This is a genomic window from Streptomyces sp. BYX5S, from assembly GCF_054724165.1.
Genome location: NZ_CM138829.1, coordinates 1,141,362 through 1,156,635 on the forward strand (window position 1 = coordinate 1,141,362; position 15,274 = coordinate 1,156,635).

Annotated in this window: 13 protein-coding genes; 9 read left to right on the forward strand and 4 right to left on the reverse strand. The window is 74.1% G+C overall.

What is annotated here, in order from left to right:
* Window positions 1-45 precede the first annotated feature (45 nt).
* The 4 genes from ACYBSK_RS05140 to ACYBSK_RS05155 form a co-directional block, all read right to left on the reverse strand.
* Entirely contained in the window at window positions 46-1,398 is a 1,353-nt protein-coding gene (locus tag ACYBSK_RS05140; protein ID WP_460245310.1) for an FtsX-like permease family protein, read from the reverse strand.
* Window positions 1,395-2,087: an ABC transporter ATP-binding protein gene (locus ACYBSK_RS05145; protein ID WP_460245311.1), complete on the reverse strand. Its 693-nt coding sequence runs from the start codon at window positions 2,085-2,087 to the stop codon at window positions 1,395-1,397. The genes ACYBSK_RS05140 and ACYBSK_RS05145 overlap by 4 nt, the downstream gene beginning before the upstream one ends.
* Window positions 2,084-2,626 (reverse strand): PadR family transcriptional regulator, encoded by a 543-nt coding sequence (locus ACYBSK_RS05150; protein ID WP_457475641.1) that lies wholly within the window; start codon window positions 2,624-2,626, stop codon window positions 2,084-2,086. Before ACYBSK_RS05150 ends, ACYBSK_RS05145 begins: the two co-directional genes overlap by 4 nt.
* A 99-nt stretch (window positions 2,627-2,725) precedes the next feature.
* A complete protein-coding gene (locus tag ACYBSK_RS05155; protein WP_460245312.1) occupies window positions 2,726-5,713 on the reverse strand; it encodes a beta-N-acetylglucosaminidase domain-containing protein in 2,988 nt (995 codons plus the stop codon).
* 259 nt (window positions 5,714-5,972) lie between these two features.
* On the opposite strand from ACYBSK_RS05155, the gene ACYBSK_RS05160 reads away from it, so the two are divergent.
* The 9 genes from ACYBSK_RS05160 to ACYBSK_RS05200 all read left to right on the forward strand — a co-directional run bounded on the left by ACYBSK_RS05160 (window position 5,973) and on the right by ACYBSK_RS05200 (window position 15,269).
* Window positions 5,973-6,191 carry a hypothetical protein gene (locus tag ACYBSK_RS05160; RefSeq protein WP_457475643.1) on the forward strand — a complete coding sequence of 73 codons (219 nt, stop codon included), beginning with the start codon at window positions 5,973-5,975 and terminating at the stop codon, window positions 6,189-6,191.
* A gap of 4 nt (window positions 6,192-6,195) precedes the next feature.
* A complete protein-coding gene (gene malQ / locus ACYBSK_RS05165) occupies window positions 6,196-8,316 on the forward strand; it encodes a 4-alpha-glucanotransferase (RefSeq protein ID WP_460245313.1) in 2,121 nt (706 codons plus the stop codon).
* A 20-nt stretch (window positions 8,317-8,336) separates the two neighbouring features.
* Window positions 8,337-8,576 carry a hypothetical protein gene (locus tag ACYBSK_RS05170; RefSeq protein WP_457475645.1) on the forward strand — a complete coding sequence of 80 codons (240 nt, stop codon included), beginning with the start codon at window positions 8,337-8,339 and terminating at the stop codon, window positions 8,574-8,576.
* Window positions 8,577-8,702: 126 nt separating this feature from the next.
* A complete protein-coding gene (locus ACYBSK_RS05175) occupies window positions 8,703-10,178 on the forward strand; it encodes an FAD-dependent monooxygenase (protein WP_460245314.1) in 1,476 nt (491 codons plus the stop codon).
* A gap of 44 nt (window positions 10,179-10,222) precedes the next feature.
* Complete coding sequence (locus ACYBSK_RS05180; protein ID WP_460245315.1) at window positions 10,223-11,485, forward strand: sensor histidine kinase; 1,263 nt, start codon at window positions 10,223-10,225, stop codon at window positions 11,483-11,485.
* Complete coding sequence (locus tag ACYBSK_RS05185; RefSeq protein ID WP_457475648.1) at window positions 11,449-12,093, forward strand: response regulator; 645 nt, start codon at window positions 11,449-11,451, stop codon at window positions 12,091-12,093. Before ACYBSK_RS05180 ends, ACYBSK_RS05185 begins: the two co-directional genes overlap by 37 nt.
* A 120-nt stretch (window positions 12,094-12,213) precedes the next feature.
* The gene (locus ACYBSK_RS05190) at window positions 12,214-13,200 is read left to right on the forward strand and encodes a DMT family transporter (protein WP_460245316.1); all 987 of its coding nucleotides are present in this window, start codon (window positions 12,214-12,216) and stop codon (window positions 13,198-13,200) included.
* 24 nt (window positions 13,201-13,224) lie between these two features.
* Complete coding sequence (locus ACYBSK_RS05195; RefSeq protein ID WP_460245317.1) at window positions 13,225-14,199, forward strand: alpha/beta fold hydrolase; 975 nt, start codon at window positions 13,225-13,227, stop codon at window positions 14,197-14,199.
* A 134-nt stretch (window positions 14,200-14,333) separates the two neighbouring features.
* Window positions 14,334-15,269, forward strand: coding sequence for an arsenic resistance protein (locus tag ACYBSK_RS05200; protein WP_460246965.1), 936 nt, complete (start codon window positions 14,334-14,336; stop codon window positions 15,267-15,269).
* Window positions 15,270-15,274: the final 5 nt, after the last annotated feature.

Here is a 15,274-nt window from a genome sequence, read left to right on the forward strand (position 1 = left end):
CGCGGGAGGAACCTCCCGCGCCCCCGTTCTCCGTGTCCGGTGCCGTCACGCCACCCTGAGGTGCGCCGGGTCGGCCGAGCGGCGCAGCAGCGGCAGGGCCAGGGCCGCCGCCAGCAGACAGGCGGCGAGGACGCCGACCGGGACGAGGAGCGGCAGCGCCCAGGGGACGGGCCGGTGCGTGAGCGTGGCGTACGCCGTGTGGACCGCCGTTCCGCCGACGGTCGCCAGGACGAGAGCAGGTGCCAGCGGAAGCCCCGTCTCCAGGAGCAGCGACCTGGTCAGGGTCCGGCGCGGCACCCCGGTCGCGACCTGCGCGGCGAGCGCCCGGCGGCGCGAGGCCAGGGACTCGCCGGTGCCGACGGCGAGCGCCGACAGGCTGATCAGCAGGGCGATCAGGACGGCGACGGCGGTGAGGTTCAGTCCGTACGCGTAGTAGCCGACGTTCTGGGGCTCGCCGGTCTCGGCCGCGTTCGCCGCCACCTGACCGAGCAGGATCTCCCGGATCCCGGCCAGGCCGACGCCGACGACGGTGACCAGGATGACGGCCGCGTGGCTGCGGGCCGCCGACCACGCGTCCTCCTGCAACCGGTGCGCGGCGAGCAGTACCGCGGGTCGTTCGGTGCGCGGGGCGAGCCGCCGTCCGACGATCCGGGCGGACGTCCCCGCGACCCAGACGGCGCCCGCCCCGCTCAGGACGACGGCGCCGACGACGAACAGCGGCAGCGAGGAGAGGGAGCCGAAGCTCGCGCGGGACAGCACCAGACCCGCTCCGAGCGCGACGAGCAGGACCGGCAGCAGCAGCCCGACGACGAGTCCCGGCCCCCGCTCCGCCCGCTGCCGCCGTACGTGACCCAGCGGCGAGGCGATGATCCGGCGCAGGGCCACCGCGCTCACCAGGACGCCCAGTACGGGCACCGCGAGCACCACGCCGACGGCGCCCGCCCACGCCAGGGGGTCGGCCGCCCGGCCCAGGTTCAGCCCGGCGACGGCGAACACCACGAACCCGGCGAGCGACCCCGCCAGGCACGCGAGCCCCGCTTCCAGGGCCGCGATCCGCCGCACCTGCCTCGGGCCCGCCCCGGAGAGCCGCAGCCCGGCGAGCCGCCGGTCGCGGTGGACCGCGCCGATCCGGGCGCACTGCCCGAGGAAACCGAGCACCGGGACGAGGAGCAGGAACAGACCGGCGACGACCCCCTGCCGCGTGCCCGGCCGGTCTAACAGGCCGTTCCCATAGGGAAACCAGACCTGGCCGCGGACGCTCGCGAGGGCCACGGCCGCGCACGCGAACCCCGTCGCCGCGGCCGCGCCGAGCGCCGTGAACGCCGCCCGCCGCCGCTCCAGGCGGTCCGCGCCGCGGGTCAGCAGCCAGGCGAGACGCAGATCGGAGGAAACGCTCACCGGGTCACCGCCACGGCGGGCACGGAGGTCTCCTGCACTTCCCCGTCGCGCAGGCACACCTCCCGGTCCGCGTAGGCCGCCACCTGTGCCTCGTGCGTCACCAGGACCACGGCCGTGTGCGTCTCCCGGGACGCGTGGACGAGCGATGTGAGGACCTGTTCGGTGGCGAGCGAGTCGAGGGCGCCGGTCGGCTCGTCGGCGAAGACGATCCGCGGACCGGTCACCAACGCGCGTGCGAGCGCCACGCGTTGGCTCTGTCCACCGCTCATCTCGCCGAGCCGCGCGTCGCCCTTGTCGCGGACGCCGAACCGGTCCAGCCACGCGTCCGCCTCGGCGCGCGCCGCCGCGCGCGGCCGGCCCGCGAGCAGCAGGGGCAGGGCGACGTTGTCGACGGCGTTCAACTCCGGTATGAGCTGGCCGAACTGGAAGACGATGCCGAACTCGGTACGGCGCAGCTCGCTGAGCCGCTCCTCGTCGAAACGGTCGAGCCGCTCGCCGCCGTACGTCACCGACCCCTGGTCGGGGCGCACGATGCCGGCCATGCAGTGCAGCAGCGTCGACTTCCCGCTGCCGCTGGCGCCCGTGACGGCGAGGATCTCTCCGGGCCGGACGTCGACACCGGCGCCGCGGAGCGCGGGTGTTCTGCCGTAGGACTTGGTGAGCCCCTCGGCGGTGAGAAGTGTGCTCATGCTGCGGTGACCTCCGCGGTCAGGGTGGCGAGCCGGGCCGCGGTGGTGGTCATCCAGCGCAGGTCGGCGTCGAGGTGGACGAGGGCGTAGTCGGCGGAGAGAACGGTGGTGAGGTCGGCGGCCGGATCGCTCTTCACGGCGGTGAGTTCGCGCATCCGGGCCATGTGCGCGGCCCGCTGGCGCAGCAGATGGGCGGCGGGGTCCGCGCCCTGGTCGGCGACCAGGATGGAGACGACGACCTTGGCGAAGATCTCGTTGGCGACGTGCGGCGCGGGCGGGGTGATCTCCCCGGCCCAGCCCAGGAGTTCGCTTCTGCCCCGGTCCGTCGACCGGTAGAGAGTGCGCTCGGGGCCGCCGTCGGAGTCGGTGCCCTCGACCTCCACCAGGTGGTCGCGGACCAGTCGTTGCAGGGTCGTGTAGACCTGCGCGTAGGCGAGGGGGCGGGCCTGCGGGAAGCGTTCGTCGTGCCGTCGCTTGAGGTCGTAGCCGTGCCGTGGACCGTCGGCGAGCAGCCCCAGCAGGACATGGCGGGTGCTCATGGGCTCAGTATGTACGGCGTATATGTATCGAGTACATAGTGAAGTGCGGGGCGGGACAAGTAGTGGTCCGGATTCCGTTTGCCGCCCCGCCCGGAGGGGTCAGTCCCGGTCGTCCCCCGCCACCCCGTACGCCCCCACCGACCACAACGAGAACCCGTACTGCGTGGCCCTCTTGTCGCCCACGACGCGGATGAAGCGGACGTCCTTCGCGTCCATGCGGACGGACTCGCGGCCGCCCTGGCCGTCGCGGACGGTCGCCGCCGTGCGCCAGGTGCGGCCGTCGCTCGACGTCTGGATGCGGTAGTGCTCGGCGTAGGCGTCCTGCCAGTGGAGGGTGACCAGGCCGAGGCGGGTGGGTTCGGTGAGCTTCACCTGCCACCACTCGCCGTTCTTGGCGGGGGAGGACCAACGCGTCGCCGACCTGCCGTCGTTGGCGTCGGCGGCCGGGAAGTCGGGGGTCTCGTCCGCCGAGGAGGAGGCCGTGCCGGAGCGGGCCAGGTCGGGGCCCGCCGTGCGCGGATAGGCGCGGACCGCGAGGGTGCGGGTCTCGTCGCCGAAGCGGAGGGTCACGTCGTACGTGCCCGCGGGGGTGGACGACGGGACCGTCACCTTCACCGGCACGTCCACCTTCGTGCCGCGCGGGAGTTCGGAGCGGTGCGGCACCTCGACCTTGATGCCGTGCGGGGCCTTCGCCGTCAGGCTGCCCCGGACGTCCTCCGGCTGCCGCGCCGTCAGATGCGCCGTCAACTCCCGTGCGCCGCCGCCGATCTCCGCGTCGGTCTCCGTGCGGGCCAGCGACAGGGAGGCCGAGGGGGAGTCCGCGTACCAGGGGACGACGTGGGCGACCGCGTCGGCGTCCGCGCCCCGTACCCGTACCGCGTCCGCCCGCGTGTTCTTCGCCGCGAGTTCCGTGAAGCCGCCCGCCGCGAGCGTGCCGATCCGCTGCCAGCCCTCACCGGGCACGTGGACCTCCACCGTGCCCGCCGTGCCCGGGTCGGCGAGGACCGTGACCGTGGACAGGGCGCGGGTGCGCGGGAGTTCGGCCGTCGTGCCCTTCGCCGCGTCGTCCCGGTCCGTGCCCGACCAGGACGCGAACTCCGTCGCCGCCCGCTTCAGGAACGGGGCGAGGACCCCCTTGCCGACCGTGACGTGCGACTTCTCCAGCTCGTCGCGGAGGTCCGCCAGGCGGCGCGCCGCCTTCCACGCCGCCGCCTTGTCGCCGCGGCCCGCCGCCTCCAGCATGTCGACCGCGGCCTCGCCCGCCTGCCCGTACCGGCCCAACTTGTCCGCCCAGGGCCGCACTTCGGCGTCGAGGGACGTGCCGTCGAGGTCCGACGGGGTGCGGCGCATCTGCGTGAACGCGTCCCGCAGGGCGGCCGCCGCCTTCTTGTTGACCGCCGCGTCCTTCGTCGTACGCGCCTTCCAGAACGCCGACAGCAGGGGCTTCAGATACGCCGACTCGTCCGCGCCGAGTACCGACGACGCGTCGTTGCCCGCCAGCGCCGTCAGCGCGGCCTCCGTCCGCGCGTCGCCGTCCGCCAGGTCGTCGATCGCGGCCCGCCAGGACTCCTGCGCCCGGTAGTCGCGCGGGTTCCAGGCGTAGTCCGCGGTCGTGAACAGCGGGATGCGGGAGGCCTCCGGCTGCTCCGCCGCCGTCGCCAGGACGGCCGCCGAACCCGAGGCCACCGCCGGCTCCCGGCCCGTGTACGGGCCGAGGAAGATACGGTCCTGCGCGTAGTCGTTGACCGGGTAGTTGTCCATCGTGAGGAGTCGGTGGCCGCCGCCGAACGCGCTCTGCACCCCCGCCAGTTCACCACCGGTGATCGTGCGCGGCACCACGCCGACACCCGTCCACGCGACCTCCACCGCGTCGTCCAGGTCGCGGGCCAGCGCCGAGCGGTACTCCGTCCTGCCGTCCTGGTAGTACTCGGTCGGCATCAGCGACAGCGGCCCGGCGCCGGGGTGCCGCTCGGCCAGGTGCTTCGCCACCGCGTTCGCGACCTTCGCCTGCGCCTTCGCCGCGGCGTCCGGACCCGAGCCGAACTCCCGCGCGTCCGCCGCGCAGTGCCACTCGCTGTACGACACGTCCTGGAACTGGAGCTGGAAGGCCCGCACCCCGAGCGCCCACATCGCGTCCAGCTTGCGGTTGAGGGCCTTGATGTCGTCCGGCGACGACATGCACATCGCCTGCCCGGGAGCGACCGCCCAGCCGAGCGTCACATGGTTGGCGCGGGCCCGCTCGGCCAGCTCCCGGAAGTCGGCGCGCTGCGCGGCCGGGTACGGCTCGCGCCAGCGGGCCTGGCGGTACAGGTCGTCGCCCGGCGCGTACAGGTACCGGTTCTGCTTGGTGCGGCCCATGAAGTCGAGCTGCTCCAGACGCTGCTCCGTCGTCCACGGAGTGCCGTAGAAACCCTCCGTCAGACCGCGCACCACCGTGCCCGGCCAGTCCCGTACGACGACGCCCGCGACCGTCCGCCCGTCGATCAGCTGCCGGAACGTCTGCGCCGCGTGGAACAGCCCGTCGTCCCCGATGCCCTCGATGGCGACGGTCGGCCGACCCGCCGCGCGCCCCACGGCCAGCCGGTAGCCGCCGGACGGCAGATCGCCGCGCGCGCTGGCGCCCATGCCGCGCAGCGCCGAGTCCAGCGGGCCGCCCTTGGGCTCCGACCGGCCCGCGCGGGAGCCGGGGCGGAAGTCGCCCGCGCCGGCCCCGGCCCGCGGGGACTCGGTGCCGATCCGCACGACGAGCCGCGCGTCACGGGGCACGTCGGTCTCGGAGCGCACCTGCTCGACGCGCTGGGCCCCGGCGCCCTGAAGCGCCTGGCGCAGCGCGTCCACGGCGTACCCGTCGGAGCCCGGCGGCGCCACCAGCGTCACCACGTCGGGGACCGTGACCCCGTCCGTCTCGTCGGACGCCTTGAGGGACTGCGGCCGCGGCCACACCGCGGGCAGCCGCACGTCCGGCTTCTCGTCCCCGGTCGTCGTCCCCGGCGTCGGGGCGGCCACGGCTCCGGTGGCCCCGCTCAGCGTTCCGGCGATGACGGCCGCCGCGAGGGCGGCCGCCCTCTTCCTGCGCCGGAACTGCACGGCGTACTCCTCATGTGGTCGAACCTGATTCAAGGGGCACAAGGATAGAAGGCGTGACGCGGTCAAGGGGAGGGAACCGGCCGCACCCGTGAGTTCCCTGGTGGGACGGGAGTATTTACGGCGTGTTCGGCACTCTGGCCAATTTCCTTTCGTCGTACACAATGTGACCAGCAACACGTTGCACCACGGAAAAGGTCTGCGGCCGTGCCTTCTGGGTAGGGCTCCCGACTCCCGATGCCTTACGACGAAGGAGGCCCTCGTGGCCGCATCAGCGCACCTTCTGCTCTCGGCTCTCTCCAAACAGGCGGACCTCAGCATGCTCGACGACGCCGACGTCACCAGCACCTGCTCCTTCGAAGCGCCCCTCACCAGCGAGCCCGCCTTCGCGGACTACGCCCCCCTGACTTCCGAGCCGCCCATGACCGACGAGGCGCCGCTCACCTCCGAGCCCACCCCGACCGGCCTCGCCGCGGGCTGAGCCCATGACCCTGGCCCGGCTCGCCGCGCTGTACGGAGTGGCCACCTCCTACTCTCCGGCCCCGGGCCGCACCGTCCACGCCTCGGACGCGGCCGTCACGGCGGCGCTCACCGCGTTCGGCGTGGACGCGACCACGCCCGGGGCGATCCGGGCCGCGCTCGCCGAGCGGGAGGCGGAGCGGGCGCGCAGGCCGCTGCCGCCGACCGTGGTCTGGTGGCTGGGCGGCCCGCGCCCCGCGTGGGTGGACGCGCTGCCCGAGGGCACGCGACTGACCGTGCCGGACGGACCGGCGGGCGGCTGGGAGCACCCCCCGCCCGCGGGCGCCCCGCAGAGCCCGCCCCAGGGGCAGCACACGCTCACGGTCCGGGCCCCCGACGGCAGCACGTCGACCGCCCACCTGATCGCCGCCCCGCGCCGGGCCCCGGTCCCGGCCACCCGCACCCACGGCCTCCTGGTCCAGCTGTACTCGCTGCTGTCCACCCGCTCCTGGGGCATGGGCGACCTCGCGGACCTCGCCGACCTGGCGTCCTGGTCGGCCCGCGCGCACGGCACCGGCTTCCTCCAGGTCAACCCGTTGCACGCCGCAGTGCCCGCGGGCCCGGACGGCGGCACCGACCCGTCCCCGTACCGCCCCTCCTCGCGCCGCTTCCCCGACCCCGTGCACCTGCGCGTCGAGGACGTCCCCGAGTACGCGTACGTGCCCGGACACGCCCGCGAGGCGGCCCGGCTGCGCGACGCGGTGCTCGGCGGGGGCGGGCTCATCGACCGCGACGCCGTGTGGGCGCTGAAGCGGGCCGCGCTGGAGGCGGTCCACGAGGTGCCGCTCACCCCCGGCCGCCGCGCCTCCTACTGCGACTTCCTCGCCGAACAGGGCACGGCCCTGGAGGACCACGCCACGTACAACACGCTCGCCGAGCGGTACGGGCCCGACTGGCACACCTGGCCGGCCGCCCTCCAGGACCCGCGCTCCGCCGAGACCGCGCACGCCCGCCGCGAGGCGATGGACCGCGTCGACTTCCACTGTCGCCTCGCCTGGCTCACCGACGGACAGCTCGCCGCCGCCCAGCGCGCGGCCCGCGAGGCCGGCATGCCGATCGGGCTCGTCCACGACCTCGCCGTCGGCGTGCACCCCGGCGGCGCCGACGCCTGGGCGCAGCGCGACGTCTTCGCGCAGGGCATGAGCGTGGGCGCGCCCCCGGACGCGTTCAACGCGCGCGGCCAGGACTGGGGCCTGCCGCCCTGGCGCCCCGACCGGCTCGCCGAGACCGGCTACGCGCCCTTCCGCGACCTGCTGCGCGGCGTGATGCGGCACGCGGGCGCCGTCCGCATCGACCACGTGATGGGCCTGTTCCGGCTCTGGTGGATCCCGGAAGGCGGCCCGCCTACCGAGGGCGCCTACGTCCACTACGACGCCGAGGCCATGCTCGCCGTGCTGCTCCTGGAGGCCGCGCGCTCGGACACGTGCGTCATCGGGGAGGACCTCGGCACCGTCGAGCCCGGTGTGCGCGAGACGCTGCGCGAGCACGGGGTGCTCGGCACGTCCGTGCTCTGGTTCGAGCGGGACTGGGAGGGCGACGGGCGGCCCGTCCCCGCCGCGGACTGGCGCACCGACTGCGTCGCCACCGCCACCACCCACGACCTGCCGCCCACCGCCTCCCGCCTGACCGGCGACGACGTCCGGCTGCGCGAGCGGCTCGGGCTGTCCACGGCGAGCGCGGCCGAGGCGGCGGCGGAGGTCGCCGACTGGCTCGCCCTGTTCGCCCGCACCGGCCTGCTCGCGGGCGGCGGCACCCAGGACGAGGAGGAGGCCGTGCGGGCCGTCCACCGGTTCCTGCTGAGCACGCCCGCCCGGATGACCGGGGTGTGGCTGCCCGACCTGGTGGGCGACCGGCGCCCGCAGAACCTGCCGGGCACCTGGACCGAGTACCCGAACTGGCGGCTGCCCGTCGCCGACGCCGAGGGCCGCCCCGTCACCCTGGAGGACCTGGCCGCCTCACCCCGCGCGCACGCCCTGCTCCAGGTGTTCGCGGACCGCGGCCCGGCAGCGGCCCCGGCACCGGACGGGACACCGGACGAGGCCGGGCGAATGCCCCTTACAGGCCCCCCGGACGCGCGCCCCGTTTAGGCGTTCGCTACGTTGGGCTCGTGGACAAGAAGAACGCCCTGCGCGCCGGCGCCCTGGCCTCCGGTACGACGCTGATGATGCTGCTGATGTCGTCCCCCGCGCTCGCGCTCACGCGCGACGACGGCGACGACCCGGGTACCGGCCTGAGCGTGATCGAGACGCTCGGCCTCTACGTGGTGACGCCGATCGTCCTGTTCCTGGTCATCGCCGGACTGGTGATGCTGGGCGACAAGTCCCGCAAGCAGCAGAAGCAGGGCTGAGGCTCCACCTCACCAACGGTTTCCCGTCGAGGGCACCCGTCGCGTTGAACGCGACGGGTGCCCTCGACGCGTTCGTGCGGGCAGGATGGGCGGGTCGATCCGGGCGTCACGGCTTCTGGAGGCCACATGACCACCTCTGGCTCACCGCACACCACCGGCGCGGCGATCGTCGTCGGCGCGGGCCCGACCGGCCTGCTGCTCGCCGGTGACCTCGCGGCGGCGGGGATCCCCGTCACCCTCGTCGAAAAGCGCTCCCACCAGATCAGCAACCTCTCCCGCGCCTTCGCCGTGCACGCCCGCACGCTGGAACAGCTCGACGCGCGGGGCCTGGCGGACGAGCTGGAGGCGAAGGGCCAACAGCTCCAGCGGCTGCGCCTGTTCGGCAGCCTCTACCTCGAACTCGCCGAACTCCCCTCCCGGTTCAACCACCTCCTCGTCGTCCCGCAGTACGAGGTCGAGAAGCTCCTGGAGCGCCGCGCCGTCGAGTCCGGCGTCACCTTCGCGTACGAGACCGAGGTGACGGGCCTGACGCAGGACGCGGACGGCGTCACGCTCCAGGTACGTACACAGGGGGAGACGCGGGACCTGCGGGCGGCGTACGTCGTGGGCACGGACGGGATGCGCAGCGTCGTGCGCGCGGCGGTGGGGCTGTCGTTCCCCGGCAAGTCCGTGATCCGCTCCGTCGTCCTCGCCGACGTACGCCTCGCCGAGCAGCCGGACAACGTGCTCACCGTGAACACGGCCGGCGACGCCTTCGCCTTCATCGCCCCGTTCGGCGACGGCTACTACCGGGTGATCGCCTGGAACCGCGCGCACAACGTGCCCGACGACGCCCCGCTCGACCTCGAAGAGATCAAGGAGACCGCGCGGCTCGCCCTCGGCCAGGACTACGGGATGCACGACGCCCGCTGGATGTCCCGCTTCCACAGCGACGAACGCCAGGCCCCCTCGTACCGCGTCGGCCGGGTGCTGCTGGCCGGGGACGCCGCGCACGTGCACACGCCCGCGGGCGGCCAGGGCATGAACACGGGCATGCAGGACGCGGCCAACCTCGGCTGGAAGCTGGCGGCGGTGCTGTCCGGCCGCGCCACGCAGGACCTCCTCGACACGTACGAGGCCGAACGCCACCCCGTCGGCAGGGCCGTGCTGCGCAGCAGCGGCGGCCTGGTCCGCCTCGCGATGGCCAAGCGCCCCTGGACGCTGGCGGCCCGCTCGGTCCTCGCCACCACCGTGACCCGCGCCCGGCCCGCCCGCGGCCGCGTGGTCGGCCAGATCACCGGCATCGGCTTCCGCTACCCCGCCCCCAGGGGCGCCCACCCGCTCGTCGGCCGCCGCGTCCCCGACATCGCGCTCCAGGGCGGCGGCCGGCTCTACGAGGCCCTGCGCGCGGGCGAGTTCGTCCTGATCCTGCCGCAGGGCTCCCCGGACAAGGTGAACGGCCTGCGGGTCGCGCACTGGGCGAGCGAGCGGCGCACCGCACTCCTGGTGCGGCCCGACGGATACGCGGCGTGGGCCCAGGACGCGGAGGCGGACGGGGCGGCGGATGGGGGAGTTAAGTCCACCGACGTGCCCGAGGAGTTCGCCGGATACTCATTGCGGTGACGGCAGGTCGTCGTCGCCGAGGCCGAGCCGGGGGAGCTGGGACCATGAAGCGGGTCGAGGCGGTCAGGCGGTGCCACCGGCTGTGGTGGCTGTCGATGGTGGCGGTGCACTGGTCGACGATGGTGCACATCGCGGTGTGGACACCGATCCCGGGCCTGCTGCCCCGGGCCGCGGCGGGCATGCGCCGCCTCGTCGACCGCGAACGGGCCCTCGCGGCCGAGTGGTCCGGCATCGCCGTCGAGTCGACGACGACGCCGGGCGCCCGCGTCGAGAAGGAGCGCTTCGGGCCGCTCGCGCGCTACCGCTGGGTGTTCGGGGACGCCCAGCGGTTCCGCGAGTGGCGCTGGACGACGATGTACTCCTTCGTCGGCGGCCTCATCGCCTGCCTGCCGGGCGCGCTCGTCCTGTACGGGCTGTGGGGCCTCTTCCTCGCCGTCTTCGGCTCCTACCTCGCGCACGACGCGGGCTGGGACGGCCTGTGGTACCTGTTCGTCCCCGTCCGGGACGTACCGACCGGCCTGATGGCGGGCCTGCTCGGCCTCGCCGTCGGCACGGCCGGGCTGTGGCTCGCGCCCGGCACCGTCGACTGCCACGCCCGCTTCGTCCGCGCCACGCTCGCCCCCAGCGAGCAGGAGCTGATGGCGGCGCGGATCGCCCACCTGTCCGCGACCCGCTCCGACGCCGTCGACACCTCGGCCGCCGAACTGCGCCGCATCGAGCGGGACCTGCACGACGGCGCGCAGGCCCGGCTCGTCGCGATGGGCATGACCCTCGACGCCGCCGAACACCGTCTGAACGACGACCCGGAGGCCGTGCGCGCGCTGCTCGCCGAGGCCCGCGCGTCCTCCTCCGCCGCGCTCCAGGAACTGCGCGACCTGGTCCGCGGCATCCACCCGCCGGTCCTCGCCGACCGCGGACTCGCCGACGCCGTACGGTCGTTGGCGCTGCTCAGCCCGCTGGCGGCGGAGGTCACCGTCGACCTCCCGGCCCGCCCCGAACCGCCGGTCGAGTCCGCGGTCTACTTCGCGATCGCGGAGACCGTCACCAACGCGGCCAAGCACGCGGAGGCCGAGCGGCTGTGGATCGACATCGCCTACGACGAGGCGACCACGGCCCTGCGCGTGGCCGTCACGGACGACGGCCGGGGCGGCGCGGACCCGGCCCGGGGCAGTGGCCTCGCCGGTATCGAACGCCGCCTCGCGACCTTCGACGGCGTCCTCGCCGTCAACAGCCCGGCCGGCGGCCCGACCCAGATCTCCATGGAGGTGCCGTGCGCGTTGTCGTCGCCGAAGACCACTTCCTGCTGAGGGACGGTCTCGTGCGGCTCCTCGGCGCGTACGGGCACGAGGTCGTCGCCGCCGTGGACAACGGACCCGAACTGCGCAAGGCCCTCGTCGCCGAGCGGCCGGACGTCGCGATCGTCGACGTGCGGCTGCCGCCCGACTTCAGCGACGAGGGCCTGCGCGCGGCCCTCGCGGCCCGCGAACAGGTACCGGGGCTCCCCGTGCTGCTGCTCTCGCAGTACGTGGAGCCGCTGTACGCGCGGGAGTTGCTGGCGGACGGCGCGGGCGCGGTCGGCTACGTGCTGAAGGACCGGGTCACCAACGGCTCCGAGTTCCTGCGCACCATCCACCAGGTCGCGGGCGGCGGCACGGTGATGGACCCGGAGGTCGTGTCGAAACTCCTGGCCCGCAAGGTCCGCGACCAGCGGCTCGGCTCGCTGACCGGCCGCGAGCGCGAGGTGCTCGGGCTGCTCGCGCAGGGCAGGTCGAACGCGGGGGTGGCCGAGACGCTCGTCGTCACGGAGAAGGCCGTCGCCAAGCACATCGGTAACATCTTCACGAAGCTCGGGCTGTATCCGGGGGAGAGCGACAACCGGCGGGTCCTCGCGGTCCTCGCGTATCTGGAGGGCTAGCAAACGTTCTGTTTTCCTTAAAGGAACCGGCGTAAAGTTTCGATGGACGTGATGGGTGGGGCGTTGCGACGGTAGCGGGGCAGGTGAACCCGAACCCGAGCGTGAGAGGCCCCGACCCCGATGGCAGTCCTGGACCGTACCCGTACCCGCACCCCCGCCGGCCGATCGGCGGGCGGGCTCGGCGCCGGTCTCGCGCTCGCCGCCCTCGCCACCGTCCTCTGGTCCGGCAGCTTCGTCACCGCGCGCGGGCTGCACGACAGCGTGCCGCCGGTCCAGCACGCGTTCTGGCGCTGGGTCGTGGCGCTCGTGGCGGTGGCACCGTTCGGAATCAGAGCGGTGTGGCGACAACGGGCGCTGCTGCGGCGGCACTTCGGGTTCGTGGCGGCGGCCTCGCTGCTCGGCATCGCGACGTACAACACCCTCGTCAACCAGGCCGGGATGACGACCTCCGCCGGGAACATGGGCATGATCATGGCCGCGTCGCCGGTCGTCATGGCGCTCTGGGAACGGCTCGGCGGGACGCGGCTCGGGCCGCGCCGGGTGGCCGGAACGCTGATCGCCTGCGCGGGAGTCGTCCTCCTCGTCAGCAAGGGCTCCTTCGCGCCGGACTTCGCGCCCGGTGACCTGTGGGTGGTCGCGGCGGCCGTCTGCTTCGGCTCGTACAGCGCGCTGCTGCGCCGCAAGCCGCGCGAACTCGGCGGTGTGGCCTTCCTGTTCGCGACGTTCGCGCTGGGCGCGCTGATGCTGCTGCCCGTGTACGCGGCGAGCGTCGCGGTGCAGGGCGGTTTCGAGGTGCGGGCGGGCACGGTGGGGCCGCTGCTGTACGTGGGTGTGGTGTCGTCGGCCGTCGCCTTCTTCGCGTGGAACAAGGCGATCGGGCTGGTGGGCGCGGCGCGCGCCGGGGCCGTGTACTACCTCCAGCCGGTGTGCGTGGCGCTGCTGTCGGGCGCCGTCCTCGGGGAGTCGACGGGGTGGGCGCAGGCGGGGTGCATGGCGTTGATCCTGGGCGGGGTGGTGCTGGCGTCGGTCGGGTCGGCGCGGTTTGCCGGAACGGCAACAAAGGCGGGGACGGGGCGGGCGTGGCGGCAGGATCGAAGGGCGCAGTGAAACTCCCTTGACCTGGAGGAAGCAATGCCCGAGCTGTCCGAACCGATCCACCGCCTCGTGCCGTCGCCGGCCGGGCGCACCCACCTCGTGGAGCAGGGCTCCGGCCCGCTGGTCCTGCTCCTGCACGGCTTCCCGGAGTCCTGGTACTCCTGGCGCCACCAGCTCCCGGTGCTCGCCGCCGCCGGGTACCGGGCGGTCGCGATCGACGTACGCGGGTACGGGCGGTCGTCGCGGCCGGACGACGTCGCGGCGTACCGGATGCTGGAACTCGTCGAGGACAACGTCGCCGTGGTGCGGGCCCTCGGCGCGGAGTCGGCGGTCGTGATCGGCCACGACTGGGGCGCCAACATCGCGGCCACGTCGGCGCTGGTCCGGCCGGACGTCTTCCGGGCGGTGGGGCTGCTGAGCGTGCCGTACGCGCCGCGGGGCGGGCCGCGGCCCAGTGAGGTGTTCGCCGGGATGGCCGGGGGCGAGGAGGAGTTCTACGTCTCGTACTTCCAGGAGCCGGGGCGGGCGGAGGCCGAGATCGAGCCGGACGTCCGGGGGTGGCTGCGGGGGTTCTACGCCGCGATGTCCGCCGGGACGATGCCGGGGGCCGGCGAGCCCGACCCGCACTTCCGTGCGCGGGACGGGCTGCTGCGGGACCGGTTCCCCGGGGGGCGGCCCGGGTGGCTGAGCGAGAGTGAACTCGACGTGTACGCGGGGGAGTTCGAGCGTACGGGGATGTGGGGTGCGCTCGCGCGGTACCGGAACATGGACCGGGACTGGGAGGACCTGGAGCGGTACGACGGGGCGGCGATCACGCAGCCGTCTCTTTTCGTCGGGGGTGGTGCGGATGCGTCGACGGTGTGGCTGGCGGAGGCGATCGCCGCGTATCCGGTGACGTTGCCGGGGTTGTGGGGGTCCCACGTTCTGGAGGGGGCGGGGCATTGGCTTCAGCAGGAACGTCCCGTTGAGGTCAACCGGTTGTTGGTGGAGTGGTTGCGGGAGCTCCACTAGCCGCCCGACCACCCTGCGCCCCGGGGCTCCGCCCCGGACCCCGCTCCTCAATCGCCGGAGGGGCTTAATTGTGACGCGGCGGCGGCGTGGGCCCGGGGAGCCGTTAACGTCGGGGCGTGAGGGTGACGGAGTGGATGGAGCGGCACCAGGTGCCCGTGTATCTGGGGGCGATGGTGGCCGGAGGGCTCGTCGGGGGTGTCGCTCCGGGCGTCGGGGGCGGTCTCGAACGCGCCATCAACCCCGTCCTCGCCGCCCTGCTCTACGTCACCTTCCTCCAGGTCCCCGCAGCGGAGCTGGTCCGTTCGGTGCGGGCCGGGCGGTTTCTCGGTGCCGTGCTCGGCGTGAACTTTCTCGTCGTGCCCCTCGTCGTCGCCGCGATGTTCGCGTTCCTGCCCGACGGCCAGGCGATCCGCCTGGGCGTGCTGCTCGTGCTGCTCTGCCCGTGCGTCGACTACGTGATCGTCTTCAGCGGCCTCGCGGGCGCCGCCGGCCAACGGCTGCTCGCGGCCACGCCCCTGTTGCTGCTCGCGCAGATGGTGCTGCTGCCGGGGTATCTGTACCTGTTCATGGGGTCGGGGCTGGGTGACGTCGTCGAGGCCGGGCCCTTCGTCGAGGCGTTCCTCACCCTCATCGTCGTGCCGCTCGCCCTCGCCTGGCTCACCCAGGCATGGGCCGCCCGCCGCCCCGCCGGGCGGCGCGTGTCCGGCGCCATGGGGGCGGCGATGGTGCCGCTCATGGCCGCCACCCTGCTGACCGTCGTCGCGTCGCAGCTCCCGAAGCTGGACGACAACCTCGGGGACGTGGCGCGCGTCGTGCCGTTCTACGTGCTGTTCCTGCTGGTGATGGCGTTCGCGGGGCGTGCCGTGGCGCGGCTGCTGAGGCTCGACACCGCCTCCGGCCGGGCCGTCGTCTTCAGCGGCGCCACCCGCAACTCCCTCGTCGTCCTGCCCCTCGCCCTCTCCCTCCCCGACCCGCTGGCCGTCGCCGCGGTCGTGGTCGTCGCGCAGACGCTCGTCGAGGTCGTCGGCATGGTGGTCTACGTGCGGGTGGTGCCGCGGCTGCTGCCCTGAGCGCA